General features: G+C 32.3%; 18 protein-coding genes and 1 pseudogene. 5 read left to right on the forward strand and 14 right to left on the reverse strand.

The window, feature by feature from the left end; all coding sequences use genetic code 11:
* Positions 1 to 12 precede the first annotated feature (12 nt).
* The 6 genes from ACTS9J_RS00545 to ACTS9J_RS00570 all read right to left on the reverse strand — a co-directional run bounded on the left by ACTS9J_RS00545 (position 13) and on the right by ACTS9J_RS00570 (position 6,418).
* Positions 13 to 600, reverse strand: coding sequence for an OmpH family outer membrane protein (locus ACTS9J_RS00545; RefSeq protein WP_286495463.1), 588 nt, complete (start codon positions 598 to 600; stop codon positions 13 to 15).
* A 61-nt stretch (positions 601 to 661) separates the two neighbouring features.
* Complete coding sequence (gene bamA, locus ACTS9J_RS00550) at positions 662 to 3,184, reverse strand: outer membrane protein assembly factor BamA (RefSeq protein WP_448352688.1); 2,523 nt, start codon at positions 3,182 to 3,184, stop codon at positions 662 to 664.
* A 20-nt stretch (positions 3,185 to 3,204) separates the two neighbouring features.
* Positions 3,205 to 3,954, reverse strand: a complete 750-nt coding sequence (locus ACTS9J_RS00555) for an isoprenyl transferase (protein ID WP_448352689.1) — start codon at positions 3,952 to 3,954, stop codon at positions 3,205 to 3,207.
* Positions 3,955 to 3,961: 7 nt separating this feature from the next.
* Positions 3,962 to 4,759: a type IX secretion system protein PorG gene (porG, locus tag ACTS9J_RS00560; protein WP_448352690.1), complete on the reverse strand. Its 798-nt coding sequence runs from the start codon at positions 4,757 to 4,759 to the stop codon at positions 3,962 to 3,964.
* A 118-nt stretch (positions 4,760 to 4,877) separates the two neighbouring features.
* Positions 4,878 to 5,762 (reverse strand): NAD kinase, encoded by an 885-nt coding sequence (locus tag ACTS9J_RS00565; protein ID WP_280049239.1) that lies wholly within the window; start codon positions 5,760 to 5,762, stop codon positions 4,878 to 4,880.
* The gene (locus ACTS9J_RS00570; RefSeq protein WP_291046213.1) at positions 5,762 to 6,418 is read right to left on the reverse strand and encodes a CBS domain-containing protein; all 657 of its coding nucleotides are present in this window, start codon (positions 6,416 to 6,418) and stop codon (positions 5,762 to 5,764) included. Before ACTS9J_RS00570 ends, ACTS9J_RS00565 begins: the two co-directional genes overlap by 1 nt.
* Before the next feature lie 243 nt (positions 6,419 to 6,661).
* On the opposite strand from ACTS9J_RS00570, the gene ACTS9J_RS00575 reads away from it, so the two are divergent.
* From ACTS9J_RS00575 to ACTS9J_RS00585, 3 genes are read left to right on the forward strand one after another with little or no spacing between them, the layout of a single operon-like run.
* Positions 6,662 to 7,579: a mevalonate kinase family protein gene (locus ACTS9J_RS00575; RefSeq protein WP_280049240.1), complete on the forward strand. Its 918-nt coding sequence runs from the start codon at positions 6,662 to 6,664 to the stop codon at positions 7,577 to 7,579.
* 25 nt (positions 7,580 to 7,604) lie between these two features.
* The gene (locus ACTS9J_RS00580; RefSeq protein ID WP_114998383.1) at positions 7,605 to 8,528 is read left to right on the forward strand and encodes a UbiA family prenyltransferase; all 924 of its coding nucleotides are present in this window, start codon (positions 7,605 to 7,607) and stop codon (positions 8,526 to 8,528) included.
* Positions 8,529 to 8,538: 10 nt separating this feature from the next.
* Positions 8,539 to 9,483: a pseudouridine synthase gene (locus tag ACTS9J_RS00585; RefSeq protein WP_038334708.1), complete on the forward strand. Its 945-nt coding sequence runs from the start codon at positions 8,539 to 8,541 to the stop codon at positions 9,481 to 9,483.
* Positions 9,484 to 9,537: 54 nt separating this feature from the next.
* On the opposite strand, the gene ACTS9J_RS00590 is transcribed toward ACTS9J_RS00585, so the two are convergent.
* The 3 genes from ACTS9J_RS00590 to rluF form a co-directional block, all read right to left on the reverse strand.
* Positions 9,538 to 10,260, reverse strand: a complete 723-nt coding sequence (locus tag ACTS9J_RS00590) for a GLPGLI family protein (protein WP_114998385.1) — start codon at positions 10,258 to 10,260, stop codon at positions 9,538 to 9,540.
* An 84-nt stretch (positions 10,261 to 10,344) separates the two neighbouring features.
* Positions 10,345 to 12,789 carry an alpha/beta hydrolase family protein gene (locus ACTS9J_RS00595; protein WP_291046205.1) on the reverse strand — a complete coding sequence of 815 codons (2,445 nt, stop codon included), beginning with the start codon at positions 12,787 to 12,789 and terminating at the stop codon, positions 10,345 to 10,347.
* 114 nt (positions 12,790 to 12,903) lie between these two features.
* Positions 12,904 to 13,818, reverse strand: a complete 915-nt coding sequence (gene rluF / locus ACTS9J_RS00600; protein ID WP_448352691.1) for a 23S rRNA pseudouridine(2604) synthase RluF — start codon at positions 13,816 to 13,818, stop codon at positions 12,904 to 12,906.
* 110 nt (positions 13,819 to 13,928) lie between these two features.
* Between rluF and ACTS9J_RS00605 the strand changes: the two genes are divergently transcribed.
* The gene (locus ACTS9J_RS00605) at positions 13,929 to 14,276 is read left to right on the forward strand and encodes an arsenate reductase family protein (RefSeq protein ID WP_038334703.1); all 348 of its coding nucleotides are present in this window, start codon (positions 13,929 to 13,931) and stop codon (positions 14,274 to 14,276) included.
* Positions 14,277 to 14,285: 9 nt separating this feature from the next.
* The gene (locus ACTS9J_RS00610; RefSeq protein ID WP_291046197.1) at positions 14,286 to 16,424 is read left to right on the forward strand and encodes a S9 family peptidase; all 2,139 of its coding nucleotides are present in this window, start codon (positions 14,286 to 14,288) and stop codon (positions 16,422 to 16,424) included.
* 91 nt (positions 16,425 to 16,515) lie between these two features.
* Here ACTS9J_RS00610 and ACTS9J_RS00615 read toward each other — a convergent pair.
* The 5 genes and pseudogenes from ACTS9J_RS00615 to ACTS9J_RS00635 all read right to left on the reverse strand — a co-directional run bounded on the left by ACTS9J_RS00615 (position 16,516) and on the right by ACTS9J_RS00635 (position 22,353).
* A pseudogene (locus ACTS9J_RS00615) lies at positions 16,516 to 18,717 on the reverse strand (M1 family metallopeptidase).
* A 267-nt stretch (positions 18,718 to 18,984) separates the two neighbouring features.
* Positions 18,985 to 19,596 (reverse strand): DUF4254 domain-containing protein, encoded by a 612-nt coding sequence (locus ACTS9J_RS00620; RefSeq protein WP_114998393.1) that lies wholly within the window; start codon positions 19,594 to 19,596, stop codon positions 18,985 to 18,987.
* An 81-nt stretch (positions 19,597 to 19,677) separates the two neighbouring features.
* Entirely contained in the window at positions 19,678 to 19,860 is a 183-nt protein-coding gene (tatA, locus tag ACTS9J_RS00625) for a twin-arginine translocase TatA/TatE family subunit (RefSeq protein WP_038336575.1), read from the reverse strand.
* Positions 19,861 to 19,897: 37 nt separating this feature from the next.
* On the reverse strand, positions 19,898 to 21,565 hold the full coding sequence (locus ACTS9J_RS00630; RefSeq protein WP_448352692.1) for a peptidoglycan DD-metalloendopeptidase family protein: 1,668 nt from the start codon (positions 21,563 to 21,565) through the stop codon (positions 19,898 to 19,900).
* Complete coding sequence (locus ACTS9J_RS00635; protein ID WP_312208027.1) at positions 21,565 to 22,353, reverse strand: DUF4292 domain-containing protein; 789 nt, start codon at positions 22,351 to 22,353, stop codon at positions 21,565 to 21,567. The genes ACTS9J_RS00630 and ACTS9J_RS00635 overlap by 1 nt, the downstream gene beginning before the upstream one ends.
* Positions 22,354 to 22,355: the final 2 nt, after the last annotated feature.

Genomic DNA, 22,355 nt, shown 5'->3' on the forward strand with positions numbered 1-22,355 from the left:
GTTTTTTAAAATTTATTTTCTTGTTTTATTGCTACTATTACTAGTTTTATTATTTCCAGAAGTTGATGTTTTTGAATTATTTGGTTTCAACTCTGGTCTTAAAGTCATTAATACTTCTCTACTTATGTCAAACTTTGGATCTGTATAAATCATGATTAAATCACTTCCTTTATCAAATACAAAACCATATCCTCTTTTATCTGCAACTTCTTTTGTCGCATTATAAATTTGATCTTGTAAAGGCTTTACCATTGATCTTCTCAGATTAACTAAATCACCATTTGGTCCATAACGTTTATCTTGCAAAATTCTTACAGCCGCTACTTCATCAGCTAGCTTTTTCTCTTGCTCTTTCACCTGTTCTGCCGTTAATAAAATCTTTTCGGCTTCGAATTCGGCTTGTAATTTAGCTAAATTTTCTTGTTTTTGCTCAATTTCTTTTTGCCAAGACTCTGTTTGAGATTTTAATTTGTTTTGAGACGATGTATATTCTGGTAAATTTTCTAAAATATACTGACTGTCTACATAACAAAATCTTTGCGCAAAAGAGAAACTTGCTAATCCAAAGAACAACGCTATAAAACTAATCCATTTTTTCATATTTGTGGTGTGTTAATTCTAAAATTATGCCAAAATGTTCTAAGCAAATTTATTCAATTTATTAGAATTGTTGTCCAATAATAAAGTGAGTTTGCCATCCTGAGCGTTCTGTTTGTCCAAATCCTTTATCAAATCCATATCCGAAATCGAATCCTAATAAACCAAATGCTGGCATGTAAATACGAACACCTGCCCCTGCAGAACGTTTTAATTCAAACGGTTTAAATTCACTTGTATTGTTCCAAACGTTACCTCCTTCCGCAAAAGTTAATGCATAAATTTTAGCTGTTTGGCTCATTGTGATTGGATAACGCAATTCTAATGAATATTTATTATAAATCGTACCACCTCCTTCTGGCGTAATATCTCCTGTTTGTCCACCAGAATTTGTTGCATCTTCGTAACCTCTTAATGAAATAATCTCACGTCCATCGAAACGATTTTGTGTAAGACCTGTTCCTCCTAAGTAAAAACGTTCGAAAGGAATTGTTCCAATTTTACGGTTATATGTTCCTAAAACTCCAAACTCTCCACCGGCTTTTAAAACTAATTTACCAGTTAATTCTTTGTAGAAATATGCTTTAGCTTTGAATTTATAATATTCTAACCATTTGAATTTTTCTACATCAGACATGTTTGTATAGTCTTTGTTATTAAAAGCTGAATAAGGAAATGTTGTCGTAAACGATAAACTAATTTCTGATCCTGATTGTGGGAAAATAGGGTCTGGTCCAGCAGAATTACGTGTTAAACCTAATGTGTAGTTTAAGTTGTTTGACGAACCATTTTCATATTGCATATTACCAACAGACATCGCATAATTATCGAAGTTATATAACTGATAAGAAATTGAGTTTGATAAACGGAAATAATCATCTGGCCAAGTTAATAACTTAGTTAACCCAACTGAAGCTCCTAAGATATCCAATTTCGCTTTTTCTCCATAATTATCACGGTAATCATATTGCGAATAATAAAAAGACGTTGATAAAGCTGTAGGGCGTTTTCCTCCAATCCAAGGTTCAACAAATGATAAACTATAATTTTTATATCCGTTACCAGCTTGTGCTCTTAATGATAATTGTTGTCCATCTCCCATTGGAATTGGTTTCCAAGCTTTTTTATTGAAAAAATTCTTTAATGAGAAATTCCCGAAAGTTAATCCTAATGTACCAATGAAAGTCCCTGCACCATATCCTCCTTGTAATTCTACTTGAGAAGATGATTTTGGCGCAACTTTCCACTCCACATCAACTGTATTATTATCTTGATTTGGTTGAATATCTGGAACTATTTGCGTTGGTTCTAAGTATCCCAAAGAAGCTAACTCCATCATCGTACGCTTAATGTCCGATTTAGAGAATAAATCTCCTGGTTTAGTTCTTAACTCACGGTATAAAATATGATCGTGTGCTTCTGTATTACCGTTAATCGTTACTTTATTAAGTGTAGCTTGTGTACCTTCGAAAACTTTAATTTCAAGATCGATTGTATCATTTTTTACACTTTTTTCTACAGGAATAGCACGAGCAAACAAATACCCTCTATCCATATATAACGTAGAAATATCATCGTCTTTTTCTGATCCAGAAATCTTTTTGTTGATACCTACTGCGTCATAATGATCTCCTGTTTTGTAACCAAAAATTCGCTGTAACTGTTCAGAAGTATAAATTGAGTTTCCAGAAAACGTTACATCTCCTAAGAAATATGGTTTCCCTTCGTTAACTTTAATTTTAACTAATAAGTTTTTATCATCAACTTTTTCGATGTTGTATGACTCAACTTTAGCATCTCTAAAACCAACAGATTTGTACTCATCAACCAAAGTTTTTAAATCTTCCTGGAATTTTTCAGGAATCATTTTAGATGATTTGAAGATATTAATCGATTTCTGTTTGGTATTTTTCATCCCTTTTTTACGTAAACGAGCAGCAGTTAAGTTTTCATTTCCTTCGAAAATGATTTTCTTGATCTTTACACGCTCTCCACGATTAACATTCAATGTAATGTTTTCTTCGTCTTCTTTACCAGCAATTGGTTGACGTTCTACATTAATTGTTGTATTAGGATAACCTTTTCCAGTATAATAATCTTTGATTTTATTATTTGTCGTATTGATCAAACTTTGTGTAATCTTAACGCCTGGATTTAATTTATTTTGTTTGATTAAATCTTCGCGTTGCGATTTCTTCACACCGTTAATCTTTATTTCTCCTAAACTAGGAACTGAAACCAAGGCAAGCTCTAATGTTACTTCGTTACCTTCTATTTTATCTACATACAAGTCGATGTCAGAGAAAATATTAGATCTCCATAATTTTTTTACAGCATTATTTACCTTCGTACCTGGTAATTCTATCTCCTCACCGATAGCAAAACCTGCATAACGGATAATTTGATTCTTAGAATATTTAGAGTCACCTGTTACAACGATATCTTTCAATTTGAAAGTTCGTGCATTGGTATAATCTAAGACAAAATTATCTTGTTGTGTTGAATCAATGGTTTTCGTAGAATCTACGACTTGCGCTTGTGCCATGTAAGCTCCAAGCATACACATTGTCCAAAAAATTTTCTTCATAATCCTCTATTTCAGTTCGATTAGTTCGTTAGTTGCTCGCTTATTTTACCAAATCTACGTTCTCGATTCTGGTAATTTAAAATTGCTTTATAAAATTCTTTCTCGTTAAAATCAGGCCACAAAACCTCTGTAAAATATAATTCTGCGTAAGCAATTTGCCACAACAAGAAATTACTAATTCTGGTTTCGCCACTTGTTCTAATCATAAGATCTACCATAGGTAAATCGTGTGTATATAAGTTTTGATGAACTAATTCTTCATTAAAATCATTGTCGGATATTTCTCCGTGTTTATATTTTTGCGCAATAGATTTCATCGCATGTAATAGTTCTTCTTTCGAACCATAACTTAATGCTAATGTCAAAACACAAGCTGTGTTGTCTTTTGTTTTATCCATTGCTTGAGTCAAATCTTTGAATGCTTTTTTGGGTAATTTTGATAAATCTCCAATCATATTCAAGCGAACTCCATTTTTGTGTAATTCATTTATTTCGTCCTTAATTGCAGAACTTAATAAAGTCATTAAAACATTGACTTCTAATTTTGGACGGTTCCAATTTTCAGTAGAAAATGCGTAAAGTGTAAGATATTTTATACCTAATTTTCGACAAGTTTCAATTGAAGATCGTACAGCTCCCAAAGCACTTTTATGTCCAAAAGTTCTTTCTTTACCATTCTTCTTTGCCCATCTACCATTGCCATCCATTATGATTGCAACGTGATTAGGTATATTGTTTTTATCTATTTGTTCTACTAAACTAGTTTCCATTCTTTTTTTAATCGCAATAACATGCAGGTCTTCCAAAACTATAGGTTAAGGAAATTCCTGTTATAACATACCAAGATAGATTTCCGTAATTTTTTTTGTCATAAAAATCTTTTAAAGGTTGTGAAAGAGTTGGATCATTTTTGTATTTATCATACTCTATCTTTTTAGCCTCTATAAATCTATCTGTAAATTTTCCAGTGTTATAATCTAAATAATCAACATTTGTATATCGAACACCTGTCTCAAATGATAAAATCCAATTGTAATTGAATCTTACTTTATATCCAACTCCAAAAGGAATTGTTAAATCGGTATTATATTTTGTTTTTTCGATAATCACGTTGTTTGTTCCATCGTAATCATATTCTTTTCCTTTTGCAGAAAAAGCTCCAACTCCTACAAAAATATAAGGTGATTGCGCTTTTTCTTGATCATCATTGATGTTAAAGAAATTATACTCAAACATCAAAGATCCTTCTACAATATTATTTCGAAAATTTTTATTTCTTTTTAATTTATAATATTCTTTCGAACGATGATCACTTGCTCCAACTTTTGAATAAGATATATTTGCTCTAAAACCCATTTGTGGATTTATATTAAAACGATATAATCCTCCTATTGAAATTGGTAAATATATTTTACCTCCTGCTTCAGTTTTAGTAGGAAATGGATTGATATAACTGGCTTTACCAACATCTCCAATCACATTTGCTCCACCAGCAAAAATTCCGAGTTCATGTCTTTGCGCAAAAGTTAATTGCGAAAAACATAATATAAAAACAAACAAAAATAATCTCCTCATAAGTTGTGTTATTTTTTCGGCTTTTGCTTTTTATCTTCTTTTAAATTCGAACAAATATAAACAAAAGTCAATTCAACGTAACTGATTTAACAAAAATTAAGAAGTTTTATTGTAAATTTTAATTCCTTTTATCTGAACCCCAAAGCATTTTTTCTCTCAAAGTTGTGAAATAAGTCGCGTCAATAGCTTCAACGATTAAGATTTTGAAGTCAGCTTTTTGTATTGTCAATTCGACGTCAGTTGTTAAAGGAAAGTTACGAGAATCTAACGAAAGGAAATATTCATTAGCTCTACTGCGTATTTTTAAGTCAATTTTTTCGTTTTCTGACACAACTAATGGACGCACATTTAGATTATGTGGCGCAACAGGTGTAATGACAAAATTTTGATTAGACGGATGAACAATTGGTCCACCACAACTTAACGAATATCCTGTAGAACCTGTTGGCGTAGAAATAATCAAACCATCAGACCAAAAAGAATTTAAAAATTCATTGTTTAAATAAGCATCAACCGTAATCATACTCGTTGTTTCACGGCGAACTACAGTCACTTCGTTAATCGCAAAATTATTTTCAATTTCTACACCATCACTTCTTTTAACGGTTAATAAAGTTCGTGGAATAATGTTATAATCATCATTGAAAAAACTATCCATTTGCTCCAATAACACACTTTTATTAATTGTTGCTAAAAAGCCTAAACGTCCCGTATTTACACCAATAATTGGAATATTAGAATCCCTAACAATTGTAGTTGCTGATAAAATTGTTCCGTCTCCACCAAAACTGAATAAGAATTTAACCGATTTGTCTAAATCATCATGAGAAGTATAGGTTTCTACATTATCAGTATCAAAATCAGTTGTTTCTTTTAAGATTTGAAGAAAATTTTGCTCAACACAAAAAGCAATTTCGTTCTGAATTAAATAATTAATAAATGGTGGAATAATATCCGTTAAAGACGTACTTGTTTTTTGTCCAAAAAGTGCAACTTTTATCATTAGGTATTCATGTATTTTAACAATTGTGCATAACGACTTTGCAGAAGTTCTTGTTTTTCGTCGTTATAAAATTTTTGAATCACTTGATATCCATATCGCTCAAATGTTTCACCAATTGTTAACAAGTTTGATGAACTAAATTTCAGCAAAACATAAACGCTATCTTCTTTATTTCCAACAATCATCATTCCCAATATTTTTCCGTTATTCACTTCTATAATATTAGAAATCGCCGTCATCGACAAGTCTTTTTCCGCAATCGAAACTAACATCGAAACGCCTTGTGCAGCGACAAAAGGGAAATTTGCAAACGTGTTGATAATATCCGTTTCCGTAATAAAACCAACATAACGCAATTGTTCATTAATAATCGGTAAGATATTCGCCTGATTCGTATACATCATCTGAATTGCATCTAAAAGCGTACTCGATTCAGAAAGATAAAAACTCTCCAAATACGAAGTATAATCTACTTTTTCATCATCAATTGATAATTCAATCAAATCTTCTTCCGAGATATTTCCAACAAAATCCAACCCTTTAAACAAAGGTAAATGCGTCAATTTATTCTCTTGCACAACTTCTAAAAGCTGACTTGGAGAAGAATTAACTTTCCCTGGTTTTATCTCATTCGATAGATATTCGGTGATATACATGGCACAAATTTATATATTTTAATACATTAATTCTCTATTTTTAATGCTAATTCGGTTAAAATCATTGATTATTAATTGAAATTTAACCAATTTATTCTAAATTATTTAGTCAAAATATATTCCAAAAACTACTATTAATCAAAAAATAATGTGATTTACAATTTTTTAAAACAAAACTCTTCCTCAAATTAAAAAAAGAATGGCTTAAATTTTGTAACTTTGCAGTACCAATTTTAGCATTGAATGAAGAACCCATTATTTTATGCCAAAATCTTACTTTTTGGCGAATATGGAATTATTGAAAACTCGAAAGGATTAACAATTCCTTATAATTTTTACCAAGGTGCATTAAAATTTGAGCCTTCTGAAATTGCAGAAGAGTCAAATGCTCACTTGAAAAATTATGCGAAATTTTTAGAAGAGAATTTTGCAGATACTTTTGATACAAAATCTTTTTCGGAAGATGTTGCAAACGGAATGTACTTCGATTCTAACATTCCTCAAGGATATGGTGTAGGTAGTTCTGGCGCTTTGGTTGCAGCTATTTATGACAAATATGCCTTGAATAAAATTGATATCAATCAAAATCTAAACAAAGAAAAAATTAGCAAATTAAAAGCTCTTTTCGGAAATTTAGAATCTCATTTTCATGGAAAAAGTTCTGGAATTGATCCTTTGATTTGTTACATGAATATTCCTTTATTAATTCAATCAAAAGATGATATCTCGACAATTGGTTTACCTTCTGCAAACGTAGACGGAAAAGGAGCTGTTTTCTTAATCAATTCGGGTACACCAGGAGAAACGGCGCCAATGATTCATATTTTCTTCGAAAAAATGAAAAAAGAGGGTTTTCGTAAAACATTGAAAGAAGAATTTATTAAATACAACAACGCATGTATCGAAAACTTTGTGAAAGGTGAATACAATCCACTTTTTTCAAATCTTCAAAAATTGTCAGCTTGGGGTTATGAGCATTTCAGACCAATGATTCCTCAAAAACTGGTGAATGCATGGAAAACTGGAATTGATACAGATACGTATTACCTAAAACTTTGTGGTTCTGGCGGAGGCGGTTATGTTCTTGGTTTTACACAAGATTATGACAAAGCGAAAAGCTACTTAAAAGACTTCCAGACCGAAGTTATTTACAAATTCTAAAAAATAATTTATAAAAATATAATCAATGAACGTTCAGAAAATAATCTTAAAAGTTTTTGCATTATTTTCTGTTGTTCGTGGCTATAATTTAATTGTGTTAATATTGGCACAATACCTTGCTGCACTTTTTATTTTTGCGCCAGAAGTTGGTCATCGTCAATTGTTGACAAATCCAAAGTTGGACGGGCTTATTCTTTGTTCGATACTTTGTGTGGCCGCGGGATATATCATCAATAATTTTTACGATTTAGAAAAAGACGAACTCAAACGTCCTTTACAAGTTTATCTTCAGAAACAAGTTTCGCAAGGTTTCAAACTAACTGTTTACATTGTTCTGAATGCTTTAGCATTGATTATTGCAGCCTTAATTTCGTGGAAGGTTTTCATTTTCTTTTTGATTTATCAATTTCTAGTTTGGTTTTATAGCCACAAAATCAATCGATTTGCATTGATCAAAAACTTTTATTTGGTTATTATTCGTGTCATGCCATTTTTCGCCTTATTGGTTTATTTTGATCATTTCACGTTCAATTTGGCTTTACATGCTACTTTTTTGAGTATTTTATTATTGATTACTGATATTGTAAAAGATTTGAGTTCTCAAAAAGCAGATTTGATTTATAATTATGATTCAATTCCAATCAAATATGGAATAGATTTTACAAAAGTTTTGATTTCATGTTTAATTATTACAGAATTAATCATTGGAATTATTATCATTATGAAAAATGATGTTGGCGCGATGAAGTACTTTTTTATTGCTGCGAATATCGCTTTCACAGTGATTTTATTTATCATTTGGAGAATAAAATCGACACAAGCATATAAGATTTTACATTATTTTTTTAAGGGAATGATTGTTGCGGGTGTATTTAGTATCGTATTAATCGAAATAAATCCCTTAACTTTGCAAACTATTGCGCAAAATTTTAATCAGCGCATAAATTAATCAAATTCAGATGAATAACAGACGAAATCAATCCAACGACAGAAATTCCCAAGGCGGGAACAATCGTGGAAAAGGTGGAGCAAGAGGAAATTCTTCTTCTAAACCATCTTCAGGGAAAGGAAAACCAACTTTTGGTGGAAAACCATCAGAAGAAGGAAAGAAAAGTTTTGGACCAAAGAAACCGTTTAACAAACCAGGTGAAAAACCATTTGTTAAAAGACTGAAAAAAGCACCAGTTGATGACGGGACTATTCGTTTAAATAAATATGTAGCGAATGCAGGGATTGCATCCAGAAGAGAGGCCGACGAGTTGATCAAAACTGGAATCGTTACAGTGAATGGTCAAGTGATTACTGAAATGGGTTATAAAGTACAACCCGATGATGAAGTTCGTTTCGATGGTCGTAAAATCTCTTCAGAGAAAAATGTATATTTTGTGTTGAATAAACCAAAAGGTTTTATTTCAACATCAAATGATGAAAAAGGACGTAAAACTGTGATGGACTTAATGTCTACAGCAACTACAGCGAGAATTTTCCCAGTAGGACGCTTGGATAGACAAACAACAGGAGTTTTATTGTTTACAAATGATGGTTATTTAACTAAGAAATTAACACATCCAAGTCATGATATCAAAAAAATATATCACGTTACATTGGACAAAAAGTTAACAGCAAATGATTTGGCTGACATCAAAAAAGGTGTTCGTTTAATTCCTGAAGGAATTGCAGTTGTTGACGAAATTTCTTTTATTGAAGGTAGACCGAAAAATGAAGTTGGTGTAGAATTACATATTGGTTGGAACCGCGTTGTACGTCGTATTTTCGAAACAAAAGGATACGAAGTAGAAGCGTTAGACCGCGTTTCTTTTGCAGGACTTACAAAGAAAACTTTACAAAGAGGTGATTTTAGAAGATTAACGGAATTAGAAGTTAACTTCTTGAAAATGTTATAATACCTCAGCTATAAAATTTAAAAACCACTTCTAAAGAAGTGGTTTTTTTATGTTTTAATCTTTCGAAACCTTGTTATTATAAGCTTCCATCATCTTTTTATTTGCTTCTTTCACAAAATCATCTTTCTCAATTTGTGTCATTTTCTGACCTTTTGATGGAATTTTAATCACTTCGTTTTTAGATGCTTCTTTTATATTAATTGCTCTGAAAATCGTTTCATAACTTTCGTCTTTCATTGTTGTTACAGCTTTCAATTCTAAAATTAAACCTGGTAACCCATTGAAAAATATTGGTCCTCCTTTTGGTTGTAAAGTTGGCGCAAACCAAACTTCTATCTTAGAATCTTTGTATTCGGTTATTGCTTTTTTTACTTTAATTCCCAAAATTTCTTTTGATTCTCTACTAATTGTCCAAGTGTATTTAGGCAAATTATCTATTATTAAAATATTCTTGTTCACATAATTTCCTTCAATCTTATATTGTGAAGTTTTATAATCGATGTAAATATTATCATCAATTGTACTCATCGACATAGATGATTGATTTTGACTATTATCAATTCTTACAATTTCAGAAAAAAACGACTGATTTTCATTAAAAAGTAATTGATAGTATTTTGGTGTAGAATTGTTTTTATCTAATTCTGCCTTAAAAACAGGATCTTTTTCGTCAAAAAACATTTTATCATAGGTTTCATATTCTACTTTCCACAAATTTTGAGCAAATAGAAATGGAGAAAAAATCATTAGAAAGAAGAGTAAAGCTTTTAATTTCATAGTTGATTAATTATGAACTAAATATAATAATTATTTACAATAAAAAAGCGATTCAAAATTGAATCGCTTTTCTTATATTGAGAATTATTTCTTTTCAGAATTTTTTCCTTTGTTTTTCACATATTTCTCTAACCATTGATCTTGTTCCCACAACATGTGAAGAATATTTTCTCTGGCTGCATATCCGTGAGATTCTTTTGGTAATAAAACCAAACGAGTTGTCGCTCCCAAACCTTTCAATGCATTGAAATAGCGCTCAGATTGCATCGGGAAAGTTCCTGTATTATTATCTGCTTCACCATGAATTAACAACAATGGTGTTTTCATTTTATCTGCATTTTGGAAAGGCGCCATTGTGTTGTAAACATCTGGAGCTTCCCAATAATTACGTTGTTCAGATTGAAATCCAAAAGGCGTCAATGTACGGTTATAAGCACCTGAACGTGCGATACCTGCCGCAAATAAATTAGAATGCGTTAATAAATTTGCTGTCATAAATGCGCCATAAGAATGTCCACCAACCGCAACTCTTTCACGATCGATAAAACCTAATTTATCCACCGCATCAATCGCAGCTTTTGCATTGGCAACCAATTGAGGAACGAACGTATCATTTGGCTCCTCTTTTCCTTCTCCAATAATTGGGAAAGCCGCATCATCTAAGACCGCATATCCTCTCAATGCCCAATAAATAGGACCTCCGTAAGAAGGAGAAGTAAATTTATTTTCAGAAGTTGTAACCTGACCAGCCGTAGATGCATCTTTGAACTCACGAGGGTAAGCCCACATTAACATTGGCAACTTTTCCTTTTTCGTTTTATCGTAATTTGGCGGCAAATATAAAGTTCCTGATAATTCTACACCATCAGCACGTTTGTACGTAATTAATTCTTTCGAAATTTTGTTCATTGCCTCAAAAGGATTTTTTGTAAACGTTACTTGTTTTGGCTTTCCTCCTTTCTGAAAAATATTACGAACATATAAATTTGGATAATCTGTTTTCGATTGAATCTGTTCTAAAATGATCCCTTTCTTCGGATCGATAACTCGAGCAATCGCTTCTAGTTTATCTGATTTCTGTGCTCTCCATAAACGAGAAGTTTTTTGCGTTTTGATATCAAAATCATCTACAAAAGGTAAGATTCCTTCCGCAGAAACTCCTTCTCCAACTAACATCAATTTTCCTTTGTTAATTGCTAAAACATTGTAACCATAATCATTCATTTCAGTTACAAAACTTCCAGGATTATTGTAAGCATCTTGCGAGTTTCTACTAAAAAAGCGTATCGGTTCTTGATTTGGATTTGACGGATTGAACAAATAACTACTTTCGTTACGTGTATTATACCAAGCATCTCTCACAATCGCAACCTCATCATTCCCCCAAGTCACTCCTCTATAGCGATCTTTTACTTTTACCAACAACTCTTTATTCGCTGTAAATGGCGCCGTTACTTGATAAAGCGCATCGCGATATTCCGCAGGCTTGTTTGCATCACCACCATCTAAAGCCTCAACCCAATATAAAGTATTTGGTTTATCTGCTCTCCAATTCAAACCTCTTTTTCCCATAATCGTAGAAGAAAATCCTTTCGGAACAACTTCTTGTAACTCTTTATGATCAACTTCTTTTATTAATTTTCCGTTGATATCATACACAATATTGGTTGAAGGAAAACTATTGTACGTTACTAAATATGAAAAAGGTTTTTTGATTTCGTTCACCAAAACATATTGTCCATCTGGAGAAGTCGAAATATCTGTGTACATCGCAGCGTCTTTCCATTTCGATTTTGCACCTGTTTCGATATTTACTTTTACTAATTCAGAAATTGCTAATTGTTCGAAGTTAAACTCATCATTTTTATTTTGTAATAAATCTTGATAGGTTCTGTTTTGCGCTTCTTTTCCGTCAGCAACAGAAACTGTAGGTCCAGTCGCAATTGCGTCTTTTGTATCAATCAAAGCTTTTTTGGAAGCTGGAATTACATTCACAATTAATTCTGTATCTGAAATCCAATTGAAAGGACGACCTAAGTTTGCGTTTAATTTATCTTCATAAACTTTTGTTGCAGCTTGCGTTTTTACGTCAACAATCCACAATTCTACACCTTTATTTGTTGTATTTGTAACGGCAAATTTCGATTGAGAAGTGTTCCAAGATTGATTAGAAAAACGACCTTTTGCAGGTAAACCAGCTATCGTTTTTTCTTTTGAAGTTTTCAGATCAAAATAAGTAATTTTCTCACTGAATGTTTCACGTGAATTAATATTTGTAACTGGATTAATTCGTAATCCTGCTAAACGTAATTCTTTTTCTGACAATTCATTAATCGTTTTATAACGACTTCTATAAGACAAAAATGCATTTTCTGCCTTGCGATCTGTACTAATTGAGGGTGGCATATCCGCGTCTGCCAATTGTAAAATTTCTTGCGGAGGCAATTGATAAGTAACATTTTCTTGCGCTTTTACCGACGCACCAAAAGTCATCGCTATAAAAAGCAACGAGTAAACAATTTTCTTCATGTGTTTTTAAGATTTTACTTTATAAAGATATTGAATCTTTGGTAAAATGACATGATAGAAGTTAGTTTTGACTAAAATGTATAAAAAAAGACGAAAAATATTCGTCTTTTGATTTTATCTTCTTTTAACAAATTTACCTCCTTTCGTATTTGTAGGTGGTTTACTTTTTCCTACTCTGGCTTGAGTTGTTGATTTTTTTACTGACTTTTTAATTGATTTTCCTTTCGAATCTTTAAAATCTGGAGAAATTTCTTTTGTTTTTTTCGCTGATGATTTTTTTGATTTTGAAGCTGGTTTCTTTTCTTCGTGTTTTTCCGAATCTTTCGTCAAGCGATTGATTTCTGCTAATTCTTCTACTGTTAAATCTCGGTGTTGACCAATTCCAACATTCAACGTTAGATTCATAATTCGAACACGTTCTAATTTTTTTACACCATATCCAAAATATTCGCACATACGGCGAATCTGTCTATTCAAACCTTGGATTAATGTAATTTTGAAAACATTTGTACTTATTTTTTCGATCTTACATTTCTTCGTAACCTGATTAAGAATCGGAACACCTTTCGACATTCGTTCGCAAAATTCATCCGTAATTGGTTTATCAACGGTTACAATGTATTCTTTTTCGTGATTATTTCCAGCACGTAAAATCTTATTCACAATATCACCATCGCTTGTCAATAAAATCAATCCTTGCGAATCTTTATCTAAACGACCAATCGGAAAAATTCGTTCTCCAAACGAAAGAAAATCGATAATATTATCTGGATCTGTAGGATCTGTTGTACACGTAACGCCCACAGGTTTATTCAGCATAATATAAACCGCATGCTCCTTTTCGCGCGGTTCTATTTCGACACCTTTTACAGTCACCACATCATTTGGTCCTACAAATTGCCCAATTTTAGCAACTCGTCCATTAATTTGTACCAAACGATTTTCGATGTATTGATCTGCTTCACGACGCGAACAAAAACCACTATCGCTAATATATTTGTTTAAACGCAAAAAATTAGTTTCTTCCATACTTGCAAAGATAGTTTTTTATCGATTTGAAATATATTTTGACAAAATTCTTTATCATTCTGCAAAACGATGAAACTTATTTATCTTTACAAAACCAAAGATTTTGAGAAATGAAAAAAATATTTTTTTTGAAAACTTGCGATACGTGCAAACGTATTATGAAAGAGTTTGATTTTACAGGTTTTGATTTGCATGAAATAAAATCGACTGCGATAACAGCAGAAGAATTAGAAGAAATGAAGAATTTAGCTGGCAACTACGAAGCTCTATTTTCACGTCGTGCACAGAATTACAAAAAATTAGGATTGAAAGATCAACAGCTTTCTGAAGATGATATCAAAAATTATATTTTATCAGATTATACTTTCCTAAAACGTCCTGTCGTGGTAGATGGAGACAAAATTTTTATTGGGAATGAAAAGAAAAACTTAGAAGCACTTGGGCAATATTTGAAATAGAAATCACACATGAAAAAAACAATTTTATTGACTACACTTTTAATGAGCGCTAGTTTAATTGCTCAGAAAAAGAATGTCACAATGGAAGATGCTGTACTTGGATTATCGACGAATTTACGTATCGAAAATCTAAATCAAGTTCAATGGATTCCGAATCAAAATGCGTACACGCAAAATGTAAAAACATCATACGGAGAAGCTTTAATCAAGAAAGAAGTTCCATCTCTTAAAACTGATACAATTTTTAGAAGTTCTCAATTTGAGAATAAAAGAATTCCTTCTTTGAATTGGATCAATGATAAGCAAGCTTATTTTTCTACAAAAACAGGTTACAAAACAATTACAACTGCTGGTCAACAAAACGATTGGTTGAAATTACCTGAAAATGCAGAAAATATAGAATTTGACGCGACGAATAATCAAGTTGGATATGTAATTGACAACAATTTATTTTTTGTTGATAAATCTGGAAAAACACATCAAATTACCAAAGACGGAAAATATGAAATCGTGAATGGAAAATCGGTTCATCAAAATGAGTTTGGGATTCACAAAGGAATTTTCATCTCTCCAAAAGGGAATTTAGTTGCATTTTATAGAATGGATCAAACAGCGGTTACAGATTATCCAATTATCGATTGGTCTGTACAACCTGCTGTAAACAAAAATATCAAATATCCGTTTGCTGGAACAAAAAATCATACGGTTACGTTAGGTGTTTATAATCCAACCACTCAAAAAACGACTTTCTTAGAAACTCACCCAGAAGTAGATCATTATTTAACTTCGGTTACGTGGTCGCCAGACGAAAAACATATTTATATTGCTTTACTTTCTCGTAATCAAAAGCACATGGAATTGAATCAATATGATGCAGTTTCAGGGAAATTGATTAAAACATTATTCAAAGAAGATGATACAAAATATGTAGAACCTCAAAATGAATTACATTTTATTCCAGGAAAAAATAACGAGTTTGTTTGGTGGTCGCAACGCGATGGTTTTATGCATTTGTACCGATTCAATACGGAAGGAAAATTATTGAACCAAATCACAAAAGGAGATTGGATTGTAACGGATCTTGTTGGAGAAAATGCGAAGAAAAAAGAATTCTTAATCATGACAACAAAAGATTCTCCGAAAGATCGTCATTTATATGCGGTGAATTGGGAGAATGGAAAATTGCGTAAAATAACAACTGATGCTGGAACGCACAATGTTTCGGTTTCAACGAACGGAGAATATGCAATTGATAATTGGAGTAATGATAACACGCCTCGTAAAATTGATGTATTGGATGCAAACGGAAAATTCAAACAAAATATCTTAACTGCTCAAAATCCTTTGGCAAATTACAATACAGCGAAAGTTGAAAATGTAACGTTAAAAGCAGATGATGGAACAGATTTGTATGGAAAATTAATCTATCCAACAAACTTTGATTCTTCGAAAAAATATCCCGTTATCGTTTATTTATACAATGGTCCTCACGCGCAATTAATCACAAATCGTTTTCCTGCAACAGGAAATCTTTGGTACGATCATTTAGCGGAAAAAGGTTATGTTGTATTTACAATGGACGGACGCGGATCGGCGAATAGAGGTCTTAAATTTGAACAAGCGATTCACGGAAATGTAGCAACTACAGAAATGAATGACCAAATGAAAGGTGTTGATTTCTTGAAAACTTTGCCTTTCGTAGATGCGGAACGCATGGGAATTCATGGTTGGTCTTATGGTGGATTTATGACTACTTCTTTTATGTTACGTAAGCCTGATGTTTTCAAAGTTGGTGTTGCTGGTGGACCAGTTTTAGATTGGACACAATACGAAATTATGTACACAGAACGTTACATGGAATCGCCACAAGATAATCCTGAAGGTTTCAAAAACACGAATTTAATTAACCGTGTAAAAGACTTAAAAGGTAAATTATTGATGATTCACGGAGCGCAAGATAATGTGGTTGTTTGGCAACATTCGATTGATTTTATTCGCGAAGCAGTGAAAAATGGTATGCAAATGGATTATTTTGTTTATCCTGGACATGAGCATAATGTTCGTGGAAAAGATCGCGTTCATTTGATGCAAAAAATTACAGATTACTTCGATTTATATCTTAAACCAGAAGGTACATCTCAAAAATAATAGTCAACAAAAAACCACTTCTTATGAAGTGGTTTTTTATATTTTATGATGTGATGCTAAAACGGGTTCAGTATGAAAATTTAGAACAAATTTACTTCTTTGTAAACTCAAACTTTTGTCCAGCTTCTTCTACAGAAAATGTCTTTTTATCTTTTGCAAAAGTCAACTCCAAACCGCCTTGTTCATTCACAAATTTACTATCACCTTGATAATCTAATGGAATAGTTTGTCCACCAAAAACTAATTTCAATTTATCGTTTTCAGCTTTCAACACAAATTCTGAATTAATTTGTTTATTCGTAAATGTACCTTCGTATTCTTTTGGATTAACCTTTTCAACAGGTTTTGCATCCGCCATATTGAATGTATTATTCTTCAAATCAATATCTGGTAAAGCTCCATTTGGATCCAATTTAATCATCGAAACTTCTTTTGTTGAAGGCACTTTGAATGTCCATTCTGTATTACGTTTCCAAACTTCAATCGGTAATTTAACTTCTTGAGAAGTCCCATCTTTAAAGTTCACTTGAACAGTAGTTGGCATTGGTAATTGTCCAAAATTTTCAACTTTCAAAATCAAGCCTTTTTTGTAATCTCCATCTACATATTTTGCACTATTAATTCCTTGATCAATTGTCCATTTATTCAAAAACCAACCTCTCCAAAACCAAGATAATTCTTCTCCTGAAACATTTTCCATCGTGCGGAAAAAATCTTCTGGCGTTGGATGTTTATATGCCCAATATTTGATGTATTGGCGCAATGCTTTATCGAATTTTTCTTCACCCAAAATTGTTTCACGCAAAACTTTCATTCCTGCACCTGGCTTATAATACAACAATGCACCGATATTTCTTTCGCGCATATTATCTGGTTGAGTCGTTACAGGCTCAAGATTATCGCTGAATAAATAACCCGCCATTCGTTGTGCAGATTGCTTTTTGTAATATTCGCCATTGTTGAAATTCTTCGTCGAAATATCATTGATAAACGTATTAAAACCTTCGTCCATCCAACCATGAACACGCTCATTAGAACCAACAATCATCGGGAACCAAATATGTCCAAATTCGTGATCTGTAACACCCCAAAGTCCTTCACCTTTCGAAGTCATATGACAAAAAACAATCCCAGGATATTCCATTCCACCCTCATTTCCTGCCACATTTGTCGCCGCTGGATAAGGATACTCTAACCATTGTTTCGAGTAATGCTCAATAGAAGCTTTTGTATATTCTGTCGATCTTCACCAAGCATCATTTCCGTCACTTTCTACTGGATAAGCCGAAATTGCCAACGATTTTTGACCACTTGGAAGATTAATTTTTGCTGCATCTAAGATGAACGAAGATGATGAAGCCCAAGCAAAATCACGTGTATTCTGAATTTTAAATTTCCACGTTTTTGTTCCTTTTGCAACTTTTGTCGCTTTGTTTACCTCATCAGCAGAACGAATAATAACGGTTTTATCACTCGCTTTTGCTTTGTTCCAACGATTCACTTCTTCTTTCGAGTAGACTTCGTTTTCATTCAATAATTCTCCTGAACCAACCACATAATGCGTAGACGGAACTGTAATATTTGCTGTTACATCTCCATATTCCAGATAAAATTCTCCTGGTCCTAAGTATGGTAATGTATTCCATCCCATGATGTCATCGTAAACCGCCATGCGAGGAAACCATTGCGCCATCGTAAAAATCTTTCCATTTTTAGTTGGTTCTACACCCATTCTATCGGCTCCATAATCTGGTGAAACAAATGAATATTCGATTTTTATTTTTGTTTTTCCTCCACGAGCTTTCAAATGATTAATCAAATCAATTTGCATGCGTGTATCCGAAACAGTGTATTTCGCTTCTTTTCCGTCTATTTGAACAGATTTAATTTTATAACCTCCTTCAAATTCAGAAGTTGAATCACCATAACGGCTTCCAGAAATCGGTAATAAAGCACTTCCTCGAGATTCTTTTTTGAATAAATTTTGATCCAATTGTAACCACAAAAAGTCTAAATCATCAAAACTATTGTTGGTATATGTAATTTCAGATGTTCCCGAAATTTCATTTTTTTCTTCATTCAAACTAACATTCAGATTATAATCTGCACGATTTTGCCAATAATTATGACCTGGTTTTCCACTCGCCGAACGAGTTTCTGTTGCATTATTCTGATAAAAAAATGGTTTGAAAGCTTCTTGATAATCGTATTTTGGTTTTTCTTGTTGACCAAAAACCGAAATCGAGAATAAACTTATTCCTAAAAGTAAGGGTTTGAAATAATTTTTCTTCATGTGTGAAATTTTACAGTAATTATAAAATTACCTCATATTTTTCAATACGAGGTAATTTCAACTTTATAATTATTCTAAAATTTTAGTTTGAAGCTTTTTAAATTCTTCTGGTGTTAATTTTTAGGTTGATTATAAGGTAAAGCAAGTAATAAATTTCAGTTTTTTCATTCTAATATTTTGATTAGATGAAATTAACATATTTGTACGCAATAAAAAAACTCATCCAAAAAAGATGAGTTTTCTATATTTTATTAATTTTTCTGAAAATTATTTCTTGTTTGCATAAAGAACTGGATTCAAATCCTCGTCATTATACATTTTCATTTGTTTATACACTTTCATGTATTTTTTACCTGCTTCAAAATCAGCCAACAATTCTTCAATCGCTGTTGATAAATCTTGATGTTGTTGATTCAAAACATCTAATTTCACTTGACAAGCTGCTTTATGCTCCGGTGTTGCATCCTCACGTTCTACCTCTTGTTTCATGTGATAAACCTTAAGCGATAAAATAGAAAAACGGTCTACAGCCCACGCAGGAGATTCTGTATTGTAAGTTGCATCTGCTTTTACTTCTACATTCGCATATTGTTGTAAAAACCAGCTATCCACATATTCTACCATATCTGTACGTTCTTGGTTTGATTTATCAATCCAACGTTTTAAGCTTAATGCTTCTACTGGATCAATTTGTGGATCACGAATAATATCTTCTAAATGCCATTGAACTGTATCAATCCAATTTTTTTTGTACAATAAATGAGCGATTAAATCTTCTTCGCTATATGGATTTTCGATTTGACGATTTACATCATCATATTTGTGATAATCATTGATACTTTGATTAAAAATAGACCAAGCTTTATCTGTGAATTTCATGTTTTGTTTTAGTTTATAAAATAAAAGCATTGTAATTGTATACGCAACTACAATGCTCTATTATCTAATTAAAAATATATTTTAATTTTCTTTTTTGTCAGAAGTACTTTCAGTAGCTTCTGATTTGTTATCATCTTTTGTTGCTTTCTTGAATTCGTTTAATCCAGAACCTAATCCTTTCATTAATTCAGGAATTTTCTTTCCTCCGAATAATAATAACACAACAAGTACGATTACGATCCATTCTTTACCTCCTAATCCCATACTGAATTGATTTTAATACAAATATATAATTAATTTATTACATTCCCGCTACCCAAGAAGCAGGATTTTGTTTTGTTGTTCCGCTCCAAACTTGGAAATTCATGATTGTTTCTCCATCTCCACTTGTATAGATAATTCCTAAAGACTGACCACGTTTTACATCATCACCTTTCGAAACACTTACACTTGATAAGTTTGTATAAACTGAATAATACGAACCATGTCTTACCAATACAGCCTTACCATTTCCAGATACACTCATTACAGCTTGAACAGTTCCTTCGTAAACAGCACGTGCATGTGCTCCACGATAAGTTGAAATATCAACACCACTATTTTGCGTTGTAATATTAGATAAAACTGGGTGAGAATTAGCTCCAAATCTACTTACAACCGTTCCTTTATCAACAGGCCAAGGTAGACGACCTTTGTTTGATGAGAATTCTCCCGAAATACCTTCAGAATCTGGACGTTCTGCAAAAGTCTCAGCTGGTTTTACTGCATCTACTTTTACAACACGTTCTTTTTCTGGCACTTTTACAACAACTTTCTGCTCAGCTTCTATCTTCGCTTTACGCTCAGCTTCAGCTTTAGCTGCTGCAATTTTACGAGCATCTTCTTCTTTTTGAGCTTTCAAACGAGCTTCCTCTTCTGCTTTACGTTGTGCAATGATACGTTGACGTTCTGCTTCAGCTTCGCGTTCTAATTGTTCAAATTTAGCAACTTCTGTTTTTGCTGTAGATACGAAACTTCCTGTTGGATGATGATTTAAATAAGATTGATACGCTTGTTTTGTATGCGCTGAACGTGCAATATTCCATGCTTTGGCATCATTCTCAATTCTTAAAATAGCTGTACGAGCTGATTTCGCATAATCTCCTTTTGGGTTATCTCTTAAATACTCATTATAAGATGCAATTGTATTTCCTCGTTTAGCTTCGTTCCAATCTTTTAAATCTTTTTCTGCACGAATCTTTGCTTGTCGAATCTCTTCTTCAATAATTGCTTTAATCTGTGCATCAATTTGGCGTTGTTGTGCTTCTTTTGCATTAATTTCAGCAGCAATAACACCTTCGTTTTTACGGAATTCTTCGACCGCTTTCTCTTTTGTTAATCGTTCTTTTTCAAGATTTTGACTAAACAAAGTTTGCTGAGAAAGTACTTTTTCTTTTTCGTCTTTCGCTTTTTCTTTTTTTGCTTTTTTCGTCTGAATATCAGTTTGTTTACCGATAATTTCATTTGCTTGTCCTAATTGAAAAGCCGAATATTTTTCTAAATATTTGATACGACGATATGCTTCTCCCAAACTTTTAGAAGAAAGCACAAAAAGTAATTTATTTTCAACAGATTTGTTCTTATATGCTCGAACCAAAACCTGTTTGTAGTCTTTTTTTAGCTCAACCAACTCGCGCGAAAGTTTATTAATCTCTAATTGAGTTAAATAAATTTCGTCCTCGATAAAGCGTTTTTCTTTCGATAAGTTGTTAACTAATTTTGTTTGTACCTGAATTTTTTTCGTCAAATTCTGCACAAAATCAACATTTAACTTCGAATTTTGCTTATTAACCTCGAGTTGTTTGTTTAAGTTTATAATCTCTTTTTTAAGCTGAGCATTCTGTTTTTGTAAGTTCGCTTTATTGTACGGAACCTGCGCAAACACTGATAATGACAACGTTAAAAGTACAGTTGATAAAACAAACTTCATTATTTTATTTCTTTTTTCTTATACCCATCTGGAATTGAGAACGGTGTGTTCGTTTCCTGAAACGTAAAACTATTATATTCCAAGTCTATTTGACGCGTTTTTTTCTCTTTTATAATAATTTTAACATTTTTCGGAAATTCCTCTGCTCCAGCTTTTACCCAATTGTCGTAAGCCAAATCAACTTCCATTTTTCGTTTTGGATCTTTCAGATGTGCTTCTTTCAATCGGAAACCATTATCAAAAACATATGTTTGTATATATTCGCCTTCTTTTGGAGAAGTCGCAATCGCTTGATTTTTATTATATGTAATCGTATATTGATTATCTGTAAAAGTAGCTGTATAATCTGTAGGATTTAGATCAACGAAAACTTTTCCTAACATCAAATTTTGTAATTTTTGATAATCGATAAAGTCAACTTTTAATAATTTATTTGCGATAGAAAAATCTCCTTCATAATATGTTCCACCTAACTTTTCGAAAGCTGAAAAACCATCAGGCGTAATCAATGCGCGAGCACCTGTAAATCCAAATTTTGTTGCATTAACCCATATCTTTTGTCCATTTTCCACAGCAATTGTAGCATTTACATCTCCCAAATCTGCTGAAACTTTTGCCTTAATCGTCAAATCTTTGAATGATGATTTTTTTGATAAGGTTTGCTGAATAATTTTTGAAGAAGCCGAAACAACTTCTGTATTATCTTTATCTACTTTTGCCACTTTCTGAGTGTTACAAGCTGTTGCAAGAACTCCTAAACAAAAGATATACGTTAATTTTTTGATCATAA

Source organism: Empedobacter sp. ULE_I140 (assembly GCF_053482575.1).

Bases quoted from the DNA above. Each gene is read 5' to 3' on its own strand.
- ACTS9J_RS00620 (WP_114998393.1), bottom strand. From the start codon at position 19,596: ATGAAATTCACAGATAAAGCTTGGTCTATTTTTAATCAAAGTATCAAT.
- ACTS9J_RS00575 (WP_280049240.1), top strand. From the start codon at position 6,662: ATGAAGAACCCATTATTTTATGCCAAAATCTTACTTTTTGGCGAATAT.
- ACTS9J_RS00610 (WP_291046197.1), top strand. From the start codon at position 14,286: ATGAAAAAAACAATTTTATTGACTACACTTTTAATGAGCGCTAGTTTA.
- ACTS9J_RS00545 (WP_286495463.1), bottom strand. From the start codon at position 600: ATGAAAAAATGGATTAGTTTTATAGCGTTGTTCTTTGGATTAGCAAGT.
- porG (WP_448352690.1), bottom strand. From the start codon at position 4,759: ATGAGGAGATTATTTTTGTTTGTTTTTATATTATGTTTTTCGCAATTA.
- ACTS9J_RS00565 (WP_280049239.1), bottom strand. From the start codon at position 5,762: ATGATAAAAGTTGCACTTTTTGGACAAAAAACAAGTACGTCTTTAACG.
- ACTS9J_RS00635 (WP_312208027.1), bottom strand. From the start codon at position 22,353: ATGATCAAAAAATTAACGTATATCTTTTGTTTAGGAGTTCTTGCAACA.
- ACTS9J_RS00605 (WP_038334703.1), top strand. From the start codon at position 13,929: ATGAAAAAAATATTTTTTTTGAAAACTTGCGATACGTGCAAACGTATT.
- ACTS9J_RS00555 (WP_448352689.1), bottom strand. From the start codon at position 3,954: ATGGAAACTAGTTTAGTAGAACAAATAGATAAAAACAATATACCTAAT.
- ACTS9J_RS00590 (WP_114998385.1), bottom strand. From the start codon at position 10,260: ATGAAATTAAAAGCTTTACTCTTCTTTCTAATGATTTTTTCTCCATTT.
- ACTS9J_RS00585 (WP_038334708.1), top strand. From the start codon at position 8,539: ATGAATAACAGACGAAATCAATCCAACGACAGAAATTCCCAAGGCGGG.
- rluF (WP_448352691.1), bottom strand. From the start codon at position 13,818: ATGGAAGAAACTAATTTTTTGCGTTTAAACAAATATATTAGCGATAGT.
- ACTS9J_RS00580 (WP_114998383.1), top strand. From the start codon at position 7,605: ATGAACGTTCAGAAAATAATCTTAAAAGTTTTTGCATTATTTTCTGTT.
- bamA (WP_448352688.1), bottom strand. From the start codon at position 3,184: ATGAAGAAAATTTTTTGGACAATGTGTATGCTTGGAGCTTACATGGCA.
- tatA (WP_038336575.1), bottom strand. From the start codon at position 19,860: ATGGGATTAGGAGGTAAAGAATGGATCGTAATCGTACTTGTTGTGTTA.
- ACTS9J_RS00570 (WP_291046213.1), bottom strand. From the start codon at position 6,418: ATGTATATCACCGAATATCTATCGAATGAGATAAAACCAGGGAAAGTT.
- ACTS9J_RS00595 (WP_291046205.1), bottom strand. From the start codon at position 12,789: ATGAAGAAAATTGTTTACTCGTTGCTTTTTATAGCGATGACTTTTGGT.
- ACTS9J_RS00630 (WP_448352692.1), bottom strand. From the start codon at position 21,565: ATGAAGTTTGTTTTATCAACTGTACTTTTAACGTTGTCATTATCAGTG.